Origin of the sequence: Archangium lansingense, from assembly GCF_026626635.1 — a bacterium.
Taxonomy (GTDB): domain Bacteria; phylum Myxococcota; class Myxococcia; order Myxococcales; family Myxococcaceae; genus Archangium; species Archangium lansingense.
In genome coordinates, this window is the sequence record NZ_JAPNKA010000001.1 from 6,785,662 (window position 1) to 6,804,784 (window position 19,123).

General features: G+C 66.7%; 22 protein-coding genes. 12 read left to right on the forward strand and 10 right to left on the reverse strand.

What is annotated here, in order from left to right; genetic code table 11:
• Nucleotides 1-11 precede the first annotated feature (11 nt).
• Nucleotides 12-1,541: an acyl-CoA carboxylase subunit beta gene (locus OV287_RS27515; RefSeq protein WP_267537019.1), complete on the reverse strand. Its 1,530-nt coding sequence runs from the start codon at nt 1,539-1,541 to the stop codon at nt 12-14.
• A gap of 243 nt (nt 1,542-1,784) precedes the next feature.
• Between OV287_RS27515 and OV287_RS27520 the strand changes: the two genes are divergently transcribed.
• Complete coding sequence (locus OV287_RS27520; RefSeq protein ID WP_267537020.1) at nt 1,785-2,132, forward strand: YtxH domain-containing protein; 348 nt, start codon at nt 1,785-1,787, stop codon at nt 2,130-2,132.
• Nucleotides 2,133-2,281: 149 nt separating this feature from the next.
• On the opposite strand, the gene OV287_RS27525 is transcribed toward OV287_RS27520, so the two are convergent.
• Entirely contained in the window at nt 2,282-3,562 is a 1,281-nt protein-coding gene (locus OV287_RS27525) for an energy transducer TonB (RefSeq protein ID WP_267537021.1), read from the reverse strand.
• A 119-nt stretch (nt 3,563-3,681) separates the two neighbouring features.
• Nucleotides 3,682-4,815 carry a HEAT repeat domain-containing protein gene (locus OV287_RS27530; RefSeq protein WP_267537022.1) on the reverse strand — a complete coding sequence of 378 codons (1,134 nt, stop codon included), beginning with the start codon at nt 4,813-4,815 and terminating at the stop codon, nt 3,682-3,684.
• 206 nt (nt 4,816-5,021) lie between these two features.
• Here OV287_RS27530 and OV287_RS27535 point away from each other — a divergent pair, with 206 nt between their 5' ends.
• On the forward strand, nt 5,022-5,651 hold the full coding sequence (locus OV287_RS27535; protein WP_267537023.1) for a nuclear transport factor 2 family protein: 630 nt from the start codon (nt 5,022-5,024) through the stop codon (nt 5,649-5,651).
• A gap of 2 nt (nt 5,652-5,653) precedes the next feature.
• Here OV287_RS27535 and OV287_RS27540 read toward each other — a convergent pair whose 3' ends face one another.
• A complete protein-coding gene (locus OV287_RS27540; RefSeq protein ID WP_267537024.1) occupies nt 5,654-6,460 on the reverse strand; it encodes a hypothetical protein in 807 nt (268 codons plus the stop codon).
• 165 nt (nt 6,461-6,625) lie between these two features.
• On the opposite strand from OV287_RS27540, the gene OV287_RS27545 reads away from it, so the two are divergent.
• A complete protein-coding gene (locus OV287_RS27545) occupies nt 6,626-7,639 on the forward strand; it encodes an MYXO-CTERM sorting domain-containing protein (RefSeq protein ID WP_267537025.1) in 1,014 nt (337 codons plus the stop codon).
• Nucleotides 7,640-7,665: 26 nt separating this feature from the next.
• Here OV287_RS27545 and OV287_RS27550 read toward each other — a convergent pair whose 3' ends face one another.
• The gene (locus OV287_RS27550) at nt 7,666-8,043 is read right to left on the reverse strand and encodes a PH domain-containing protein (RefSeq protein WP_267537026.1); all 378 of its coding nucleotides are present in this window, start codon (nt 8,041-8,043) and stop codon (nt 7,666-7,668) included.
• 409 nt (nt 8,044-8,452) lie between these two features.
• Here OV287_RS27550 and OV287_RS27555 point away from each other — a divergent pair, with 409 nt between their 5' ends.
• From OV287_RS27555 to OV287_RS27595, 9 genes are all read left to right on the forward strand, one after another.
• Complete coding sequence (locus OV287_RS27555) at nt 8,453-9,076, forward strand: DUF2239 family protein (RefSeq protein WP_267537027.1); 624 nt, start codon at nt 8,453-8,455, stop codon at nt 9,074-9,076.
• Nucleotides 9,077-9,087: 11 nt separating this feature from the next.
• Nucleotides 9,088-10,035: a D-2-hydroxyacid dehydrogenase family protein gene (locus OV287_RS27560; RefSeq protein ID WP_267537028.1), complete on the forward strand. Its 948-nt coding sequence runs from the start codon at nt 9,088-9,090 to the stop codon at nt 10,033-10,035.
• Between the two features lie 71 nt (nt 10,036-10,106).
• Nucleotides 10,107-11,396: a sensor histidine kinase gene (locus OV287_RS27565; protein ID WP_267537029.1), complete on the forward strand. Its 1,290-nt coding sequence runs from the start codon at nt 10,107-10,109 to the stop codon at nt 11,394-11,396.
• Nucleotides 11,397-11,551: 155 nt separating this feature from the next.
• Nucleotides 11,552-11,926, forward strand: a complete 375-nt coding sequence (locus OV287_RS27570; RefSeq protein ID WP_267537030.1) for a hypothetical protein — start codon at nt 11,552-11,554, stop codon at nt 11,924-11,926.
• Nucleotides 11,927-12,010: 84 nt separating this feature from the next.
• A complete protein-coding gene (locus OV287_RS27575; RefSeq protein WP_267537031.1) occupies nt 12,011-13,240 on the forward strand; it encodes an eCIS core domain-containing protein in 1,230 nt (409 codons plus the stop codon).
• Between the two features lie 41 nt (nt 13,241-13,281).
• On the forward strand, nt 13,282-14,163 hold the full coding sequence (locus OV287_RS27580) for an arginase family protein (protein ID WP_267537032.1): 882 nt from the start codon (nt 13,282-13,284) through the stop codon (nt 14,161-14,163).
• Nucleotides 14,164-14,301: 138 nt separating this feature from the next.
• Nucleotides 14,302-14,949: a TetR/AcrR family transcriptional regulator gene (locus OV287_RS27585; protein ID WP_267537033.1), complete on the forward strand. Its 648-nt coding sequence runs from the start codon at nt 14,302-14,304 to the stop codon at nt 14,947-14,949.
• A complete protein-coding gene (locus tag OV287_RS27590; RefSeq protein WP_267537034.1) occupies nt 14,946-15,821 on the forward strand; it encodes an alpha/beta fold hydrolase in 876 nt (291 codons plus the stop codon). The genes OV287_RS27585 and OV287_RS27590 overlap by 4 nt, the downstream gene beginning before the upstream one ends.
• 21 nt (nt 15,822-15,842) lie before the next feature.
• Nucleotides 15,843-16,061, forward strand: coding sequence for a hypothetical protein (locus OV287_RS27595; RefSeq protein ID WP_267537035.1), 219 nt, complete (start codon nt 15,843-15,845; stop codon nt 16,059-16,061).
• Here OV287_RS27595 and OV287_RS27600 read toward each other — a convergent pair.
• From OV287_RS27600 to OV287_RS27620, 5 genes are all read right to left on the reverse strand, one after another.
• A complete protein-coding gene (locus tag OV287_RS27600) occupies nt 16,036-16,347 on the reverse strand; it encodes a hypothetical protein (protein ID WP_267537036.1) in 312 nt (103 codons plus the stop codon). The two genes, OV287_RS27595 and OV287_RS27600, sit on opposite strands and share 26 nt — an antisense overlap.
• 115 nt (nt 16,348-16,462) lie before the next feature.
• The gene (locus tag OV287_RS27605) at nt 16,463-16,873 is read right to left on the reverse strand and encodes a c-type cytochrome (protein WP_267537037.1); all 411 of its coding nucleotides are present in this window, start codon (nt 16,871-16,873) and stop codon (nt 16,463-16,465) included.
• A gap of 92 nt (nt 16,874-16,965) precedes the next feature.
• Entirely contained in the window at nt 16,966-18,387 is a 1,422-nt protein-coding gene (gene ccoG / locus OV287_RS27610) for a cytochrome c oxidase accessory protein CcoG (RefSeq protein ID WP_267537038.1), read from the reverse strand.
• A 10-nt stretch (nt 18,388-18,397) separates the two neighbouring features.
• On the reverse strand, nt 18,398-18,952 hold the full coding sequence (locus OV287_RS27615; protein ID WP_267537039.1) for a c-type cytochrome: 555 nt from the start codon (nt 18,950-18,952) through the stop codon (nt 18,398-18,400).
• Entirely contained in the window at nt 18,949-19,122 is a 174-nt protein-coding gene (locus OV287_RS27620; RefSeq protein WP_267537040.1) for a cbb3-type cytochrome c oxidase subunit 3, read from the reverse strand. The genes OV287_RS27615 and OV287_RS27620 overlap by 4 nt, the downstream gene beginning before the upstream one ends.
• Between the last annotated feature and the right edge of the window lies 1 nt (nt 19,123).

The window sequence follows — 19,123 nt, forward strand, 5'->3', positions numbered from 1 at the left end:
AGGGGGGACCATCAAACCGGGTAGACGCCGTGCTTCTTCGTCGCCCGGGGCTGGAAGCGCCGGGAATACAGCTCATAACGCTGGAGCAATTCGGTCCGGAGCCGGTCGCCCGGGACGATCTCATCCACCACCAGCTCGCTCGCCAGCTTGTAGATGTCCACGTCCTGACGGTACTCGTCCCGGAGCTGCTGCACGTAAGCGGCCCGCTCGGCCTCCGGCTTCTCCTGGATCTTGTTGAAGTAAACGGCGTTCACCGCCGCCTCGGGGCCCATCACGGCGATCATCGATTGGGGCAGCGCCAGGGTGGCGTCCGGAGCGAAGCCCGGGCCGCTCATGGCGTACAGGCCCGCGCCGTACGCCTTGCGCACCACCACGCAGATCTTCGGCACGCTGGCCTCGGACACCGCGGAGATCATCTTCGCTCCCGCCCGGATGATGCCCGCGCGCTCCACCTTGGTGCCAATCATGAAGCCCGGCACGTCCGCCAGGTACAGCAGCGGGATGTTGAACGCGTCGCACAGCCAGATGAAGCGCGCCGCCTTGTCCGCCGAGTCCACGAAGAGCACGCCGCCCTTGTACTTGGGCTGGTTGGCGACAATACCCACCGGCCGCCCGTCGATGCGCGCCAGACCCGTAATGAGCTCCTGGGCGAAGAGCTTCTTCACCTCGAACCAGCTCCCCTCGTCGATCAGCTCGGCGATGAGCGCGTGCATGTCGAAGGGCTTGTTCTGGTCCGCGGGGATGATCTCGTCCACCCGCTTGCCGCTGGCCTTGGGGGCCTTGGGCTCGACCCGGGGCGCGGGCTGGGTGAAGTTCTCCGGGAAGAAGGAGATGTACTTCTTGGCCGCCTCGATGGCCTCCTGCTCCGTCTTCACCAGCACGTCGCCGACGCCAGACACCGAGCAGTGCATCTTCGCGCCGCCCATCTCCTCGAGCGTCACCTTCTCGCCAATGACCATCTCGGCCATGCGCGGGCTGCCCAGGTACATGGAGGCGTTGCCGTCCACCATGATGACGATGTCACAGAAGGCGGGGATGTACGCGCCGCCAGCCGCCGAGGGCCCGAAGAGCAGGCACACCTGCGGCACCTCGCCGGACATGTGCACCTCATTGTAGAAGATGCGGCCCGCGCCCCGCCGGCCGGGGAACATCTCCACCTGGTCGGTGATACGCGCTCCCGCCGAGTCCACCAGGTACAACAGCGGGCAACGCAGCGCCTTGGCCGTCTCCTGGATGCGGAGGATCTTCTCCACCGTCCGCGCCCCCCAGCTCCCCGCCTTCACCGTGGAGTCGTTGGCCATGATCGCCACCGGGCGCCCCGCCACCTTTCCCACGCCAATGATGACGCCGTCCGATGGCAGGTCCGCGTCCAGGTTGTTGGCGAGCTTGGCGTCCTCGACGAACGAGCCCTCATCCACCAGCAGCCGGATGCGCTCACGGGCGAACAGCTTGCCCGTCTCCCGGTTCTTCGCGTGGTACTTCTCGGCCCCGCCCTTCTCCACCTGGGCGATCTTCTCGAGCAGTTTCTGATCGAATGACATGGCGCCGGGGGGCATACCAGAAAGGTGCTCGCCTGGCTGCCCTCTCCGTTCACTCCCCACCTTGGGCACGCCGCGTCATGGCCCTACTCTGACCGGCAGCGGACGCCCTCCCCCTCCCCTGTCACCCAGACGTTGCCCAGGGGGTTCCCCCCCTGCCCTCCCTCCCTAGCTTCTTGTCTGTAGAGGTGGGCTGCCGTGGGGGAGGCCACCTCTCGATTGGCTGTGGCCAAGGAGGAGGACGGAATGTTGTTCGCGAAGAAGGCCAAGTGGGCGATGAAGAGTGACCTCTATCGGAAGCTGCTCGCCCGGAAGATCATCAAGGACCTGCCCAAGTTCGCCAAGAACCAGTGGGACGACTTCGACGCCGATGACGTGCTGCGCTACGTGGGCCTCACCACCTACAAACCCGCCCGTAGCTCGTTCGCCGGCATCGGTGCGTTCTTCATCGGCTGCGCCGTCGGCGGCATCGCCGCGCTCATGCTCGCGCCCAAGAAGGGCACCGAGCTGCGCACCGACGTGAAGGACAAGGCCATGGGCTACCTCGGCAAGCAGGGCATCAACGTGGGCCAGGAGAAGCAGGCCAACGCCTAGCCGCCGCCAGGCTGTCCATCAGACAGGTCGGGGTTCCAGGTCGTGCTCCCCTGCCCTGACTGAAGAGGGATTGAGGCTCCGGAGGCGTCGCACACCGCGCGCTTCTGGGGCCTTTGTTTCATTCAAGCCCCTGAAATCACTGGGCTTTGTCAGTACACGCGCAGCAATTGGGTCCGGATGTCGAAGTGCGGCCGGCGGAGGTCCGGGATGATCACCTCGCCCCGCGTCTCCTCGAAGTTGCCCGACAGCAGCCCGAATGGGATCAACGCCGAGATGTAGGCCGCGTCATCGGCACCGAGCTCGTCGAGCTTCGAGAACCGGATGGTGCGCGAGAAGCTCACGTTCCCATTGATGCGCCAGACGCTGCGCACGTTCCCCTTCGACCTCACGGCGAAGTGCTCCGACGCGGGCCCGAGCACCTCCAGCGACTTGGGGACGCGCTCGACAACATACGCATCGAAGAGGGGATTGCCGGAACTGTCGAGCAGCTTCACTGACAGCACCTGGCCCGTGCGCGACTGCTCCAGCTCGAGCGTCACGAGCAGCCCGCCAGCGGCCTTGCTGTACGTCTCCAACATGTCCACGTTCGAGGGCCTCGAACGGGCACGTGTCCCCGCCGTCCCCGAGCGCGCCACGTCCTCCAGCCGATCCGTACCCGTGGGCTCTCCCATCGCGTCCGGGTTGCCCGTTGCGCCATAGCGTCCGGCGCTCGAAATGAGGTCACGCAGGCCCTGCATGCGCCCCGGGGTCGCCTTGAAGAAGTGCTTGAACACTCCCTGGTACGCGAAGAGTGGCGCGCCGGTGAGCCCCTTCTCCAGCGCTCTGTCCATCTCGCCGAAGTAGGTGTCGATGAGGCCATTCTGAACGCGCAGGCTCGCCATGCCGTCGTCGAGGAAGCCCTGGACGCGACCCTGCACCCGCTTGCCCTCCTCGGCGAGGAGCTGCCCGGGAGTGGGTCCATCCCCCGGCCTCCACGTGCGCCCCGTGGGGGCTCCTGGAGTGGCTCCCGTGGAGGGGCCTACCGCCAGGCCTTCGGGGCCCGGGAACAGCCGCACCTGATGCGGCACATCCGGAACCTCGGGCTCATCAGCCTTGGCTTCGGCCTCGGCTGGAGGCGGAGCGGATGGAGTGGCGGCTGGAGGAGGCGCGGCGGCCGTGGCGCTCGGAGGGGGCGGAGCGGGAGGCGGCGCGGTGCGGGGTGGTCGTGGAGTGCCACGAGGCGGCCGGACGGGCTCCGCTGGTACTGGCGGCGGAGGCGGATCCACGCGCGGTGGGGGTGTGCGCTCGACCACTTCGAACTGGAGCGGCTCCTGGCCAGTGTCCGATGAGGGCTCGCGCTTCGTCGGCGGCGCCAGGTACAGCAGGAGCCCCAAGCCCAGGTGTAGGGCCAGCGAGAGGATCAGGGCCTGGAGCAGGCGGGAGCGCCGCATCGAACCCCCACGCTGGCAGAGATGCGCCCTCCACACAAAGGATGGAGGTACGGGGGCGTACAGAACCGAGCGGGAGAGGCGCTCCTCTTCGCTTGCATGGCCCCTCCCCGCTCAGTCCATCAGGGCCGCGGGCTGCGCGCCTGCTCGAACCAGCGGCGCCAGGCCGCCACGTCGTTGCCGAAGTCCTTCCCTGCCAGCTGCGCGAGCACCTTGCGCGCGGGCTCGTGATCGATGTCCGAGCGCATGCTCGCCATCTCCACCAGCACCTCGCCCGCCTTGTCGAGGATCTGCTGCCGGTGGGCGGTGCCCTCGACCTCCATGATGTGCACCAGCGTCCAACCCGCCTTGTTGCGATCGCTCGCCAGCGGATACCAGAGCGCCTCGAGCACGGGCTCGATCGGGACGATGCCGGGCTTCTTCGACACCTCCTGCGCCGACCCGAGCCGGCGCAGTGCCTCGTTGCGCACGCCCTGGTCCGGGTCGCGCACCGACGGGAGGACGGCCTTCGCCATCTGCTCGGGCGAGGACAGATAGGTCAGGAGCATGAGCGCGTTCATGCGCTTGCCGCTGTCCTTGTCCTCGCGCAGCACGCGCACGAGTGCATCCACGTTGCGAGGCACTCCGTCGATGAATCGCTGCTCCAGGGGTGCGAGCTCGGGGTGATCGAAACCTCCGTAGCACCCCATGGGCGCACGGCAGGTGCCCATGCCCCACTCGGGGACCGCACCTTCGTTGCGCAGCTTCCAGAACGTCTTCAGATAGTCCGACCAGGCTGCGAGCAATCCCTCCGGATCGGCAACCTCGCCCTTTGGCTCGGGGTTGAAGGCCATGCGCCACTCGTCCCCGTTGTCGACCAGATCCACCGTCACACTCATCCTGTGCTTCTGGTCCTGGCCCACTGACATCCGGATGAACGCGAAGGCCCCGGTGTCGGTGAGCCGCTTCTTGCTCTCCATCAGGTTCGCGACGAACTCCTTCTGCTGCTTCTCGTTCTGCACGTCGAGCTCCGTACCCGGAGCCGGCAATGTGATGAGCTCGAGCAGCTTCTCCTTGGGAATCTTGCGCGAGCCGAAGACCTCCACGCCCTGGAACACATAGATGGAGCTGGGCTGCTGCGGCGCCTCGGCCTTCGCGGGTGGCGGTGCTTCCGGCGTAGGTGCAGGCGCGGATGTCTGCTGGGTGGGTGGCTCGGCCTGACGGGTGGTGGTGGTGCAGCCGGCGAGCAGGGCGAGACTGATGACGAAACGTTTCATGATTCCCCCCGGTGCCTGGATGCAGGCACAGGCCCGGCCAACTGTAATGGCACGTGGACGGGCCAGCGAAGCGAAGTCTCGGACGCCGCCCTTGCTTCTCTCCCCTTCCTGGAAGTCTTCACGCGGAGCGGAGCGCGCACCGGAGGCTCGCCGCTGACCGAGGCGTGGGACATGATGCGCGCCCCTCGCAGTCCATGAGGCTCCCCATGCATCCTGCTCTCAAGTCTCGCGTGTGGCCGCTCGTCGCGGCGCTGCTCTCCACCGGTGTGACGGCCCCGGCGTATGCCTCCGAGCCGAAGAAGCCCACCCCCGCTCCAGCCTCCTCCCCTGCTCCTGCCCCTGCCGCGCAGGCCTCGCCCGCCCCCACCGTCCCGGAGGCGAAGCCGGAGGACGTGGCCACTCCCGAGTCCATCGTGGCCGCGCTCTATGACGTCATCTCCGGACCCAAGGGCCAGGCGCGCAACTGGGATCGCTTCCGCTCGCTCTTCGTGCCCGGCGCCCGGATGATCCCTTCCGGCAAGCGCAAGGACGGCACCATTGGCTTCCGGCAGATCACCACCGAGGAGTACATCTCCAACTCCGGGAAGATGCTCGTCGAAGAGGGCTTCCGCGAGCGGGAGATCCACCGGGTGGAGGAGCGCTTCGGCTCCCTCATACACGTCTTCAGCACCTACGAGGCCATGCGCGAGGGGGAGCCCAAGCCCTTCATGCGCGGCGTCAACAGCATCCAGCTCATCAACGATGGCAAGCGGTGGTGGGTGCTGACGGTGGCCTGGACCGCGGAGACTCCCGAGCAGCCGCTGCCCGCGAAGTACCTCCCTGCCTCCAAGGGCTGAGGTCAGCGCGCCGCCGCGAGAAGCAACAGGAAGAGCCCGTTGATACCCAGTCCCACCGAGGCGTGGAGGGGACTGGCCCGCGAGGAGCCGACGGCGAACTCCAGATGACCGATCGGCCCCAGGCACAGCTTCAAGCCGAGCTCTCCGCCGTAGTTGAGTCCCATGCCGGGGGGTGCACCCGGCAGACCGCCGAGCATCACCCGCGCGTAGGGCACGGCCCAGGTGGACTCGAAATGCTGGTATCCGACGAAGCCGTTGAGCTCCGTCGCGCCCGTGCCGAAGGCGGCGTGAAACCCGAGGTGCAGCCGGCGTGACAGGAAGAGCATCGGCTGCACATTGAAGGCGATTGCGGTCCCGAGGTTCCCCTGGGAGTCCATCCGGAGCTGAGAGACAAACTCCGTGGCCGGCTTGTCGATGGCGGGCGCCTCGAAGCGCAGGCCCCGGGCAATCTCTAAATCCGGCGGAGTCCCCCGGGCCTGGTAGAGGTCCGCCAGTGCCTCGTGTCCCTCTGGGAACTCCTCCAGGTACGCCTTGCGGAGCGGATGCTCGGCGGCGTCCAACTCGCCATGCTGGATGAGGAGCTGGCCCTGTGTGATGCAGCTCGTCACGATTCCACCCTGACAGGCCTGTCCATATGCGGCCTCGGCCTGGAGCTCCTCTCCCCTTCCAGCGAGCTGGTCTCCCCAGTCCACGCACGCGCTCGAGCTACCCGCTTCGCAGTCCTTCTGCGGATGGTAGGCCACCGAGGTGGTGGCACAGGCCGCGGTGACGAGCGGCAACAGCACGGCAAGCCAGACAGGGAGACGCACGAGGTGATGATGCCGCTTCCGGCCGCCGCACGTCCAAATCCGAGGGCGCCCTGACGCCTCTGTCGCGATTCCGCATCGCGCTGCCCCACGGGAAACCCCACCGCTCGCGCGTGGTTCGTGCCTTGCACAGCCGCTCCGGCGCAACCCATCTCTCCTGGAGCCTTGATGCGTCTCAAACCCTTGCCCTTCGTTGTCTGTCTCCTCCAAGCAGCCCTGCTCCTCGCGGTGTCGCTGCGGGCGTCTCCCGCCGAGGCGTGCTCGCAGCCACCGGTACCTCGTACCTATTACACGCTCGCGGAGAGCATCCCTGGCGATGGGGCCTCGAACGTCCCCCTCGACGGAGTCCTGCTGTTCACGTCGCGAGGCTGGGCGCTCGAAGGCATTTTCGAGGACGCCCACACGGGCGTTCATGACGTTCTCACCGTCACCGTGACGGACCTCGACACGGGTGAGCTCGTTCCCGGGCAGCTCCGCTCCTGGTGGGGAACGCCCTCGGGTGAGGTGTGGCAGCCCAATGCCCCGCTGCTCCCGAACCGGAGCTACTCCTTCGTCGCGGCCTTGCAACAGAGCGATCCCCGGCCCGGGCAAGCCCAGGGTCCCACGGAGCTTCACGGGACCTTCTCGACGGGAGAGCAGCTGTCTCCTCCTCTCGAGTTTCTCGGCGAGCTGGACGTAGAGCTCGAGTCCTTCGAGCAGGACAAGTACCACTGCGATCCCGGCATGTGTTCCTGTGACAACAAGGTCGGCCGGGAGGTGGCCACCCGCGCCCGGATCCGCGTTCCCGGCGTCCAGGGCGGAAGCCCGATCGGGAGCTATGACTTCGATATCTGGGTGACGGACAACACGCCCTATCGCTTCGATGTGCCTGCGCAGGAGCAGCGTCGGGAGCACAAAGTCATGGACTCATGGAGGGCGCAGTCCGCGGGCGAGCCCGTCGAGACCCTCTTCGTGTTCCATGGTGGATATGACTTCAGCTACAAACCCTGCTTCGCCTGGCGCGCGGTCGACCCCGCGGGGCGTACGCTCGAGGGCGCTCCGATCTGCCCGAAGGAGACAGTCCATCCCCGGGGCTTCGCCTTCGGATGCTCGGTGACCCCGGGCACCGAGGGCACGGCGTTCCTGGTGTTGCTCGGCGCGCTGCTCACCGTGTGGCGCGTCCGCCGCCGGCCCATGGCGTAGAGATCATGGGCCATGCAACGCGCTCCCTACTTCAGCACGTAGGTCGCGAGCACCTTCTGGAGCTCGAGGATGCCCGAGCCCTTCTTGAACTGCTTGAGCAGGGGCTCGGGCGAACCCGACACCCAGATCTTCAGCTCGGAGTCGGTGTCGAAGGTGCCGGCCGTCTCCACGCAGAAGCGGGTGATGGACCGGTACGGCAGCGACATGTACTCGACCTTCGAGCCGGTGAGCCCCTGCTTGTCCACGAGCAACAGCCGCTTGTCTGTGAAGAGGTAGAGGTCGCGGAAGATCTTGAAGGCCCGCTCCAGCTTCTCGTTGGGCGCCAGGACCTCGGCCGCCTCCTCATGGAGCTTGCCGATATCCACCTCGGATGCGTTGCCCATGAGGTTGTCCAAGAGGCCCATGTCTCATCTCCGTGAAGGGGTTGAGCGGCGCGCTATAGCACGCGGTGCTCCCCTGAGTCCGGGCCGGCGGCGATAGTCGTCGTGACCAGACACAGGAAGAGGCGATGAGCACCAGCGTCTGGCGGGTTACACCCAGTTCGTCGGCGTGGAGGAGCGCAAGGCTCCGCGGGTAATGGAGGCGGTCAGCCTCCTGTACCGGGACTGATAAGCCCGCCCGCCCACGGGCCGAACGCTTCCGCGGGCTTTTGTGCCCATAATTTCACCCGGGTAGAACCAAGTAGACTCCATTTTACCCGGGCATTATGTCTTGACCCTGATTTTCACCCGGGCAATATTCTCCCACATGGAGTTTGTCCTGTGGGGATTGTTTTTACCCGGGTGGTTTTGGGGCCACGGAAAGGAGCCGGGCATGGGCGAGGAAAAGCAGAGGAATTACACGGGGTTCGCGGGGCACCGGCTGATCGCGTCGGGAGAGCTGACCGAGGTCGCCTTGAAGGCCAAGGAGTGGCTGGACCGGGGAGACAGCGCGTCGATCCTCATCTTCGAGGACGAGACGGGCAATCCGGTCGACTTGGACTTCCGGGGCTCGCTCTACGAGTTCTTGGACAAGCTGGAGAAGAAGCGGGCCCGGCGGGCCGAGGCTGAGCTGGCGGCGGAGGAGACGAAGAGGTCCGGTCCGGGCCGGCCGAAGCTGGGCGTTGTCTCCCGGGAAGTGTCTCTCCTGCCCCGCCACTGGGACTGGCTCAACTCGCAACCGGGTGGGGCCTCGGTGACGTTGCGCAAGCTCGTCGAGGAGGCGAAGCGCAACAACGTGGGTGCGGATAGAGCCCGGCGCTCCCAGGAAGCGGCCTACAAGTTCATGGCCACCCTGGCGGGAGACTTCCCCGGCTTCGAGGAGGCCTCGAGAGCCTTCTTCGCGAAGAATCACGAGCGCTTCGAGCAGCTCATCCAGCCCTGGCCGGAGGATGTCCGGAACCACGTCAGGAAGCTGGTGGCGATCGCCATCCGGGATCAGGAGAGTGCGTCCGCATAAAGTCCGTCCGCATGAAGATTGCCGTTCTCGACGACTACCAGCGCGTCGCTCAAGGCCTTGCGGATTGGAGCCGTCTGCCGGCTGGCAGTGAGCTCGTCATATTCGACCGGCACATCGCCGACAGCAGGGAGCTGGAGGCAACACTCCAGCCCTTCGCGGTGCTCGTCATCATGCGCGAGCGCACGCCCTTCCCCGCCGCGTTGATCGATCGGTTGCCGAACCTGCGTCTGCTGGTCACCACTGGCGGGCGCAACGCGGCCATCGATCTGGAGGCGTGCCGGGCGCGCGGCATCACGGTGAGCGGTACGGGCAATGTCGGCTCGCCAACAGCGGAGCTGGCCTGGGGCCTGATCCTGGCGCTGGTGAAGCGTATCCCGGCGGAGGAGCGCGCCCTGCGCGCGGGCACATGGCAGACCGGATTGACCGAGGGCCTCGCAGGCAAACGCCTGGGTCTGCTGGGCCTCGGGAAGCTGGGCACCCAGGTGGCGCGGGTGGGCCAGGCCTTCGGGATGGAGGTGGTGGCCTGGAGCCAGAACCTCACCGCGGAGCGTGCGGCCGAGGCGGGTGTGCGCCGGGTGGAGAAGCACGAGCTGTTCGCCACCTCGGATGTCGTCAGTCTGCACCTCATCCTCAGCGAGCGGACGCGCGGAATCGTCGGCGCCGGGGAGCTGAACGCGATGAAGCCCACCGCCTGGTTCGTCAACACCTCCCGGGCCGGGCTGGTGGACGAACTGGCGCTGCTGAACGTGTTGAAAGAGCAACGGATCGCCGGAGCCGGGCTGGACGTCTTTCCCCTCGAGCCCCTCCCCGCCCACCATCCCCTGCTCTCCCTGCCCAACGTCGTGCTGACGCCGCACCTCGGCTACGTGACGCGGGAAAATTACGCCGTCTTCTACCGCGATGCGTTGGAGGACATTCTCGCCTGGCGGGCTGGCGCACCGGTGAGGCTGCTCACGTGAGAGGCCTTCCTTGGTCAGCGAGCCCGCGTTCCTCTTAAGATCTCCTCCGATACCTGACTCGGAGGGGTGCGATGGAGACTCGACCCGGCGGGAGCGCGGAGTTGGAGCAAGCTCAGCGCGGTATCCAGCGCATCGCGGGGATGGGGGCTACCTCCGTCAACGTCGCGTTGATCTCCACGTTCTGGGGCAATTGGCGCGTGGTCTTCGCCGTCGTGGCGGTGGACCTGGCGCTCATCTCGACCAACACCGTCCTCCTCGAGTGGCTCACCAGGAAAACCAGCCGCGCCCAGGCGGAAGCGATTCGGATGACGCTCAACGCGGCGGGCATCATCCTGGTGGGTACCCTCACACGGTGGTCGGTGCTGCTCTGGGTCTTCGTGCCCTACAACATGATCTGGTACTTCGGGCTCGATCGATGGGTCCGACTGCGGATGGCCCTCTATCTGGGGGCGATCAACACGGTGGCCCTGTCGACCGGCGCTGACCCCACCACTGCCCTGGCCTTCTCCCTGGTTGGCATCTTCGGGTACCTGGCGTCCGAGAAGCGGGTCTCCATGCTGCTGATGAAGCACGAAGAATTGGAGAGGGCCCACCAGGAGTTGCAGCAGTTGCACCAGCGGGCCATCGAGCAGGAACGCCTCTCCAGCCTGGGGCTGATGGCGGCGAGCGTGGCGCATGAGATCAACAACCCGATGAGCTACGTGACGAGCAATGTCGACTCGCTGCTCCAGGATCTGCGGGAAGAACAGAACCTGTCCTCGCCACTGAAGGAGTACGTGGACGATGTGCTCCCGGCGACGCTGGACGGGATCAAACGGGTGAACTCCATCGTCTCGGACCTGCGCCGCTTCTCGCGCGGGGATTTCGAGGGGTACAGCCCCTACAACTTCGACGCGGAGGTGCGCACGGCGCTGCGCATCGCGAGGATCCAACTCGGTCACGTCCGGGTGGAGGAAGCGCTGGACGAGGTGGGGACGGTGGTGGGCCGGCCGCGCCAGCTCGTGCAGGTGCTGGTGAACCTGCTGGTCAACGCGGGGCAGGCCACCCCGTCGGGCGGAGTGGTGCGCCTCGTCACGCGCCGCCAGGGCAACCGGGTGCACGTGGAGGTGCGAGACACCGGCTCGGGCATGTCCGAGGAGACGAAGCGGCACCTCTTCGAGCCCTTCTTCACCACCAAGCCGCCTGGGTTGGGCACGGGGCTGGGGCTCTCCGTGGTGCACGGCATCATCAAGGCCCATGGCGGCCGCATCGAGGTAGAGAGCGAGCTGGGCAAGGGCACGTGCTTCATCATCGACCTGCCGAACGTGCCGCCACTGCCTCCAGAGAACCCCTCGGGCGGAGACCTGCGCGCGGCTCGCTGAGCCGGCGAGAGGGGCCTGTTCGCCAGGAGGCACTTGTGCGGCGGGTCCCGTTCAACAGTGGGGGGTAGCTGTCTCCCCCCGGGCCGTGTCAGCTTCTCTTTCGAGGCACATTGGGCGAGGCACATTGGGACTCGCATCCGGCAGGAGGAAAAGCCATGAGGAAACAGGTGCTGGTCGCCACGGTGATGCTGGCCGCGACCCTCGGGACGGGCTGTGTGAACCGGCGGCAGGCCGCGGGCGTGTACGTGGGCGAGCCAATGGTGGAGACCGGCGTCTTCACCCACGTGTGTGAGGAGGGAAAGGCCTGGGTATTCGATCCGATGGCCCCCTGGGAGAAGAAGGTCCAGGTCTGGGTGACACCCGAGACGAGTGTGGTCGAGAACGGCATCCAGACCGATCTGGACGCAGTCAAGGCGGGACGAAAGGTCCGCCTGGTCTACGAGCTGCGGCGCGATGGGACCGGAGTGGCCGAGCGCATCGACATCATGAGCAAGGTGACAGGCGAGGAACCGCCCGATACGGACACCTGAGGGGCGTCCAGGGGCTGGCCCGTGGCCGAGTGCTACACTTCGAATAACCGTGCCTATGCGGCACGGTCCACAGGGGGGCAGTCCTTGGCATCGCACACGCACTCTTCGAAGACGATCACCGGCAACGCGCACGCGGTACGGCATCCCGCTGGCGTGGAAACCACGAAGGCAGAGCCCGAGGGACTCGACGCTGAGGCCGCGGCCCGTCACGGGCACCGCTTCGGAGGCATTTCCGTCACCGCCCCGGCGCGCGGTGCATCCATGGGGGGCCAGCCGCTCCCCGCGTCCCTCCAGCAGGAGATGCAGCGGACGCTCCGGACCGACTTCTCCGATGTGCGCCTCCACATCGACTCGCGTCCGTCACTCCACCGCAAGGACGCCCTCACCCAAGGCAACCACATCCACGTCTCGCCCGAGGCGTACCGTCCTCACGAGCCGGCGGGAAAAGGCTTGCTCGCGCATGAGCTGACCCACGTGGTGCAGCAGCGGAATGGGCGCGTAGCGCAGCCTTTGGGGAGCGGTGCGCTCAACTCCGCTCCGGGGCTCGAGAGTGAGGCGGACGCGGTGGGCATGAAGGTGGCGCAGGGAGGCCTGGTCCCCCTTCACGGCCCGCGGCCGTCACCGGCGGGCGGGATGGCGTCAGGGCCCGCTGCGGCAGCTCCCATCCAGGGGGGCAACTTCCTCACCGATTTCTTCAGCAAGCAGCTCAACAAGTTCAAGCGCAAGCAGGTGGACGCCCTCACCAAGCACGAGAATCTCCCCGAGGACAAGCAGAGCCTCCTGGAGTCCGCGGAGGAGCACGACGCGAAGCGCGCCCACAAGCTGTCCAAGATGAAGAAGAAGAGCGCCAACGTGGTGGCGAGCGGCGCGATGAAGATCGCCTCGGTGCCAGGCCTGAGCTCGGCGGTCAAGGGCGCCAAGTCGGTACGCAACGTCTACAATGATCAGAAGACGCTCGATGAGCTCGCGGTCGCCAAGAAGTTCGCGCAGGGCAGCGATGACGATCAGCTCCAGCTCCTCCACCCGCTCTCGCAAGTGGAACCCTCGGAGGACGCCGCCGAGATGATCTCGAATCTCGAGACGGTGACGAAGGGGAAGCAGGCGGCGCATGCGTCCGCCGCGCTGCTGCCCATGACGGACAAGGTTCGCAAGAAGCTCCAGAAGAAGCAGATTGAGAATGCCTCTGAAGAGCTGCAATCGGGCGTCGAGGTGAACGACCCCTATTCGCTGCACTCCCTCCAGACCGTCAGCAAGAACAACAAGAAGAAGGCGAAGTCCGCCAGGACCGCCAAGCAGATAGCCAAGATCCTCTGACAGCGCTCGGTGGCGAACGCACAGACCACCGAGCGGAGCCCATGTCCTCGCACGCCCTCCCCGTCTTCTACGATCCACGCCAGAACGCCTCGAATCCGGGAAGTGCCAGCCCGAGCGCCCACAAGCCCGCTGAGGCCATGGCGTCCTGGTGGGCGCTCGGTGTTCCCCTGGAAGTCCACAGCTTCGAGCCCGTGCGCCCCGAGCAGTTCCACGCCGTCCACGACCCCGGCTATGTCGATGGCATCTTCGCCGGGACGCGCAAGAACGGGTTCCACAACACCTCGATCGATGTCGCCGAGTCCCTGCGCTGGACCAGTGGCAGCTTCCTGGCCGCCGCGCGCTGGGTGGCGGCCGGTGCTCCCGTGGCGGTGTCGCCCACCAGCGGCTTCCACCACGCGGGCTGGAGCGAGGGCGGCGGGTACTGCACCTTCAATGGACTGATGCTCGCAGCCAGGGCAATCCTCGAGGAGGGGCTCGCGGACAAGGTCGGGATTCTCGACCTGGACATGCACTACGGAGATGGCACCGACTCCATCATCCTCAAGCTGCGGCTCACCCAGCGCATCGAGCACTACACCTTCGGCCTCTCGGCCGTTCAGCACGGGCCGGCCCGCGACCCGAGCGGTACCGAACGCTGGCTCACTGGACTGCCGGAGATCCTCGATGGCTTCCGGACCAAGGGTTGCCAGGTGCTCCTCTACCAGGCGGGAGCGGATCCCCACGTCGATGATCCGCTCGGGGGCGTCATGACGACCGAGCAGATGCGCCGGCGTGACGTGATCGTCTTCGAGAAGTGCCGCGAGCTGGGCCTGCCGGTGGCCTGGAACCTCGCGGGCGGCTATCAGCAGCCGCTCCGCAAGGTGCTCGAGCTGCATGACGCCACCCTGCTGGCCTGTGCCCGGACCTTCGGCCAGGTGGCTTGATTCACGGGCCAGGCAAGAACGAACAGCGCAGGGCGATGTCGTCCACATCGGGAACGTCCTGGTCCGTCCGCCGCTTCAGACGGGACCGCCGTTTCGCTGGACGCGGAATCAATATTTCATTAAACATGTTCATTGAACGTGTCCAACGAACCAGAATCCAAGAAGCAGCCAGGCCTCCGAGCCACGCAGAAGGCGGCCACCGGTCAAGCGGTGCTGGAGGCGGCACGCGAGGAGTTCGAGCGTGTCGGTTTCGAGGCGGCGAACCTGCGGGCCATCGCGGCGCGGGCCGGCGTGTCCGCCGGAACGGTGCTCCACCACTACGGCGACAAAAGGGAGCTGCTCCACGCCGCGCTGTTCGATGATCTCGAGGAGACCTTGCGGAGCGCACTCGCCGGGATTGGCCCGGGATCGCTGGAGACGCAGCTCTCCGAGCTGACGCGCGCCGTATTCGGGTACTACCAGCGGCGCCCGAAGCTCTCGCGGACGCTGCTCAAGGAGTCGCTCTTCGCGGACGAGCCGTGGGCGCAGAAGTTCACCGGCCAGGTGGGCATGGTGCATGGGGCGATCGCGCGGCTGGCCGAGGAGGCGAGTGCGCGGGGGGAGCTTCGGCCCGGCGTGGACGGCGCGTTGTTCGGTGCCGCGTACTTCTCATTCTTCTACTTCGCCCTCATTTCGTGGGTGCAGGGCGGACATGGCGCACCGGTGGCAATGGTGGAGCGCCTGATCAGCCAGCACCTCGAGGGTCTTCGCCCCATCCAGAAAGTGCCCAGAAGGAGAGACCGATGAAATCCGCGTTCAGAGGCGAGCAGGCCAAGGCAGTACTCTCGCAGTGGTTCAACCGCTTCCGCGACCGTCTGAAGGTGCCGACGGAGAGCCGGATGGTGAAGACCCGCTTCGGCGACACGCATGTCCTCGTCGGCGGCCCAGAGGCGGGGCCGAGCCTGGTTGTGCTCCACGGGGCGCTCGCGAGCTCGGCGCACGTGCTCAGCGAGCTGGCCCCGCTCCTGGAGCGGTTCCGGATCTACGCGGTGGACATTGTCGGACAGTCGGTGAAGAGCGCGGATGCGCGGCCCTCGGTGTCGAACAACGAGTACGGAGAGTGGTTGAAGGATGTGCTCGATGGGCTGTCACTGGAGCGCACGCATGTGGTGGGCGTGAGCTGGGGCGGCTTCGTGGCGATCCGGCTCGCGGCTTTCGCGCCCGAGCGCATCAACCGGCTGGCCCTCCTCGTTCCCGCGGGTGTGGTGAATGGCTCCCACTGGGATGGGTTCGTCAAGGTCGGCCTCCCGATGATGCTGTACCGGATGTCCCCCACGAAGCGGCGCCTCGACGCGTTCGTCCGGCACATGCTCACGAACACGGATGACGACTGGGTGCCCTACCTGGGTGATGCCCTCCGCTCGTTCAACATGGACATGCGGGTGCCCTCGCTCGCGACGCCGGAGGAGCTCCGTGGACTGAAGGCGCCCACGCTCGTGCTGGGTGCGGACCTGGATGTGAGCTTCCCGGGAGATCGGCTCCTCGCCCGCGCGCCCCAGCTCTTCTCGACGCTCGCCGATACGGAGCTCATCAAGGATTGCCGTCACTGCCCTCCGACCACGGACGCCTTCCGGCGCTGGCTGTCGGAGCGCATCAGCGGCTTCCTGCTCGCGAACTGATGAAACTCTACGAAGGCCCAGGTGCCGCTGCTCGCCGTGGTGGGCGCTCGGGATGGAAGCGCCCCCCTGTGGCGCGAGGCCTCGCACACCTGGCCCGCGGCCGGCCTGCGCCTGGAGGTGCACGAGGTGCCGCAGCGGGGCCACGAATGGCTCCTGGAGGACGCGGCGGCACTTGCACGCGTCCTGGAGTGGCTTCAGGTGCTCGGGACGCCGCTCAGCTCGCGGCCTGGCACGCGTTGACCTCGGCCGTCCGCGAAGCCTGCTCGTCGCCCGGCTCGAAGGACGCCTCGGCCTCTTCGCTCGTCACCTGCTCGTCCTCCGGGGGCGCCACCAACAGGCCGCAGAGGTTCTCCCAGTAATCGCCACAGGTGGTCACTGGCGCGCCCGCCCGCTCCCAGCAGGTGCACAGGAGGCTCGCGTTGCTGGTGTTGCCGCACTGCTCCTCACACCCGGGGGGACGGGCGGCGGCGGTGCCGGCAAGGGTGAGTGTCATGAGCAGGGGGCCAAGGATGCGCGCTCGGAACATGGGGGACTCCTGGGTGAAACGGGGGGAGAAACGGATGCTATGTCTTTCCCCTCTCTGCGTCCATGTTGACCCATACCCTGCGTTTGGGTCACCGCATCGCCCGGCCAAGGCGGACCTACTTGCCCTTGGACTTGCCGCCCTTGGGCTTATTGCCGCCCAGCACCGAGCCCGGCTTCTGCAACTCGAGCACGTAGTAGGTCAGCGCCCAGCGCTCATCCTCTTGTAGCTGGGTGAAGGCCACCATCGTCGAGCCCGGGATGCCCGTGGAGATCGTCTTGAAGACCTCGTCGGGCTTGTTGCCCTTCTTGAAGGGCTCGGTGAGGAAGTTGCGAGGCTTGGGGACCAGGACCGCGGCCATCTGCCCGGAGGCATCACCCTTCTCTCCGTGGCAGGCAGCGCAATTCTTGCCGAAGGACGGCTTCGCCTTCTCGAGCATCTCCTTCGTCGGGGCCGGCGCCGCACCGAAAGCCAGGCTGCTGCCGAGCATCCCCACCACCATCATCCACTTCGTCAGGTTTTCACGCATACGTATGACCTCCCCATCCAGGTGTACATGCCCCCGGTATCGAGGGCCGCGCTTGGACCATCCAAGCGATTGAAAGGAACGAAAAGCCTGCGTCAGTAGCCGCTCTCGGGAGGCCCGAGGAAGTGAGCCTCCAGCCGCTTCACCTGGCCGGAGGCTTCGTCCGTCACCTCCAAGTAGAAGGTGAACGGCAGGGCCTGGCCGCGCTCCACGGTGAGGAAGAGCGGCACGCGAAAACTCTCCAGCGAGGCGAGCTTCACCTGCTGCTGGGGCACCACCACCGAGGCCGCCACCGGGCTGTCCACTCGCAGGGAGAAGGTGGACTCGGTGGGGTTCTTGTTCACCAGGTGCAGGTCGAACTGGTTGCGAATCATGCTGCCCTCCAGCAGGTACGTCGTGCCCTGCAGGCGCAGCAGGTTGGCCTCGAAGGGAGTGCGGCGGGCGAGGCTCACGCCGAGCGCGAGGACGGAAGCCAACAATAAGCCCCCGTAGAGGAAGAGCCGGAGACGCGACACACGCCTCCCCTGCCCCGCCAGCCCGTTGAGCGAGTCGTAGCGAACGAGGCCCCTCGGCCGACCCACCTTGTCCATCACCTCGTCACAGGCATCCACGCACTGCGCGCAAGCAATGCAGTCCATCTGCAGCCCGTTGCGGATGTCGATGCCGGTGGGACAGACCACGACGCACCTGCGGCAGTCCACGCAGTCGCCCAGGCGCGGGGGCTCCACGCCCTCGGCCTTCACCTTCTGCACCCGACCCCGAGGCTCTCCCCGTCCCAGGTCGTAGCCGATGATGAGCGAGTCCCGGTCCTGCATGGCGGACTGCAGGCGCCCGTAGGGACAGAGCACCACACAGAGCTGCTCTCGGAACCAGGCGAAGTTGAAGTAGAGCGCGCCGGTGACGGCCATGGCCCAGGCGAAAGCCACGGGGTGTTGGACGGGCCCATCGCGCACCATGCCCGTCAGCCCCTGCGCGGAGACGAAGAGGCTGAGCGCCACGTGAGCCAGGAGGAGCGACACCGCCACATAGGCACTGTGCTTGCCCACCGCGCGCAGCACCCGCTCCACTGTCCAGGGCCCGGCCGCTGTGCGCAGACGGCGCTCGCGCGGGCCGTCAATCCACCGCTCGATGCGGCGGTACACCCCCTCGAGGAACACCGTCTGCGGGCAGGCCCAGCCACACCACACCCGGCCCAGCCACGCCGTGGCGAAGAGCAGCCCGAAGCCGATGGTGGTGAGCAGGAAGAGGACGAGCCAGAAATCCTGCGCGTTGTAGGTGTTCCCGAAGAGGTAGAAGCGGCGCGCGGCCACATCGAGGTGGATGGAAGGGCGCCCTCCCACGTGGACGAGTGGCAGCGCGACGTAGATGGCGATGAGCGCCGCGAAGACGACACGCCGCCAGGTGATGAAGCGGCCCTGGACGTCCGCGGGGTGGAGCGCCAGCCGCGAGCCATCCTCCTTCACGGAAGGAAGATGGCCCATGCCTGGGCCCGGTGGCTGAAAGTGCGAGGAGGCCATGGCGGACGCCCTACTTCTCGGGCTCGCCTTGCGGCGCCTTGCCCGGAATGTTCGTGTTCTTGAGTGTCAGCACGTACGCCACGACAGAGCGCACGCGCTGCGGGCCCAGCACCTTCTCCCAGGCGGGCATGCCCTTGGCCAGCACCCCCTCGTTCACCACCTTGTTGATGTCCGTGGGCTTACCGCCGTGCAGCCACGCGTTGTCCGTCAGGTTGGGGCCGATGATGCCCTCGCCCTTCAGGCCATGGCAGGCCGCGCAGGTCTGCTGGAAGTTCTGCCGGCCCTCGTCCACCGTGGCCGAGTCCTTGGTCAGCAGCATCAGCCCCGCGTCCGAGTCTGGCTTGGGCTTGCGAGCCTCGGCCAGCCGCGCCGCCTCGGCTGCCTCCGCGCGGTACACCTCCAGCGAGCCCCGCCCCTCGCCCGTCGTGTGGAAGTAGTACCAGTAACCGAACGCGAAGCCGACGGTGATCCAGAGGAGGAACAGCCACCAGTTGGGCAGGTGGTTGTCCAGCTCTTCAATGTCGTCATAGACGTGGACGACGCCAGTCTTGTCCTGGGCGCTCATGGATGATCCTCCGGCCCGGTCAGCGGCAGCCGCGCGAGCCCATCGAAGTCCTGGCCGCGTCGAGCGAGGAGCACCCACGCCACGACGCCGATGAAGAGAGCCAGGAAGAACAACATGGCGAAGAGGGGCAGCGCGGTGAGCTGCATGCCCGCGAAGAACTGTTTGTACATG

Excerpts from the sequence above, each read along its gene's own strand:
- OV287_RS27515 (WP_267537019.1), bottom strand. The coding sequence starts at position 1,541 with ATGTCATTCGATCAGAAACTGCTCGAGAAGATCGCCCAGGTGGAGAAG.
- OV287_RS27520 (WP_267537020.1), top strand. The coding sequence starts at position 1,785 with ATGTTGTTCGCGAAGAAGGCCAAGTGGGCGATGAAGAGTGACCTCTAT.
- OV287_RS27525 (WP_267537021.1), bottom strand. The coding sequence starts at position 3,562 with ATGCGGCGCTCCCGCCTGCTCCAGGCCCTGATCCTCTCGCTGGCCCTA.
- OV287_RS27530 (WP_267537022.1), bottom strand. The coding sequence starts at position 4,815 with ATGAAACGTTTCGTCATCAGTCTCGCCCTGCTCGCCGGCTGCACCACC.
- OV287_RS27535 (WP_267537023.1), top strand. The coding sequence starts at position 5,022 with ATGCATCCTGCTCTCAAGTCTCGCGTGTGGCCGCTCGTCGCGGCGCTG.
- OV287_RS27545 (WP_267537025.1), top strand. The coding sequence starts at position 6,626 with ATGCGTCTCAAACCCTTGCCCTTCGTTGTCTGTCTCCTCCAAGCAGCC.
- OV287_RS27550 (WP_267537026.1), bottom strand. The coding sequence starts at position 8,043 with ATGGGCCTCTTGGACAACCTCATGGGCAACGCATCCGAGGTGGATATC.
- OV287_RS27555 (WP_267537027.1), top strand. The coding sequence starts at position 8,453 with ATGGGCGAGGAAAAGCAGAGGAATTACACGGGGTTCGCGGGGCACCGG.
- OV287_RS27560 (WP_267537028.1), top strand. The coding sequence starts at position 9,088 with ATGAAGATTGCCGTTCTCGACGACTACCAGCGCGTCGCTCAAGGCCTT.
- OV287_RS27565 (WP_267537029.1), top strand. The coding sequence starts at position 10,107 with ATGGAGACTCGACCCGGCGGGAGCGCGGAGTTGGAGCAAGCTCAGCGC.
- OV287_RS27570 (WP_267537030.1), top strand. The coding sequence starts at position 11,552 with ATGAGGAAACAGGTGCTGGTCGCCACGGTGATGCTGGCCGCGACCCTC.
- OV287_RS27580 (WP_267537032.1), top strand. The coding sequence starts at position 13,282 with ATGTCCTCGCACGCCCTCCCCGTCTTCTACGATCCACGCCAGAACGCC.
- OV287_RS27590 (WP_267537034.1), top strand. The coding sequence starts at position 14,946 with ATGAAATCCGCGTTCAGAGGCGAGCAGGCCAAGGCAGTACTCTCGCAG.
- OV287_RS27600 (WP_267537036.1), bottom strand. The coding sequence starts at position 16,347 with ATGTTCCGAGCGCGCATCCTTGGCCCCCTGCTCATGACACTCACCCTT.
- OV287_RS27605 (WP_267537037.1), bottom strand. The coding sequence starts at position 16,873 with ATGCGTGAAAACCTGACGAAGTGGATGATGGTGGTGGGGATGCTCGGC.
- ccoG (WP_267537038.1), bottom strand. The coding sequence starts at position 18,387 with ATGGCCTCCTCGCACTTTCAGCCACCGGGCCCAGGCATGGGCCATCTT.
- OV287_RS27615 (WP_267537039.1), bottom strand. The coding sequence starts at position 18,952 with ATGAGCGCCCAGGACAAGACTGGCGTCGTCCACGTCTATGACGACATT.
- OV287_RS27620 (WP_267537040.1), bottom strand. The coding sequence starts at position 19,122 with ATGTACAAACAGTTCTTCGCGGGCATGCAGCTCACCGCGCTGCCCCTC.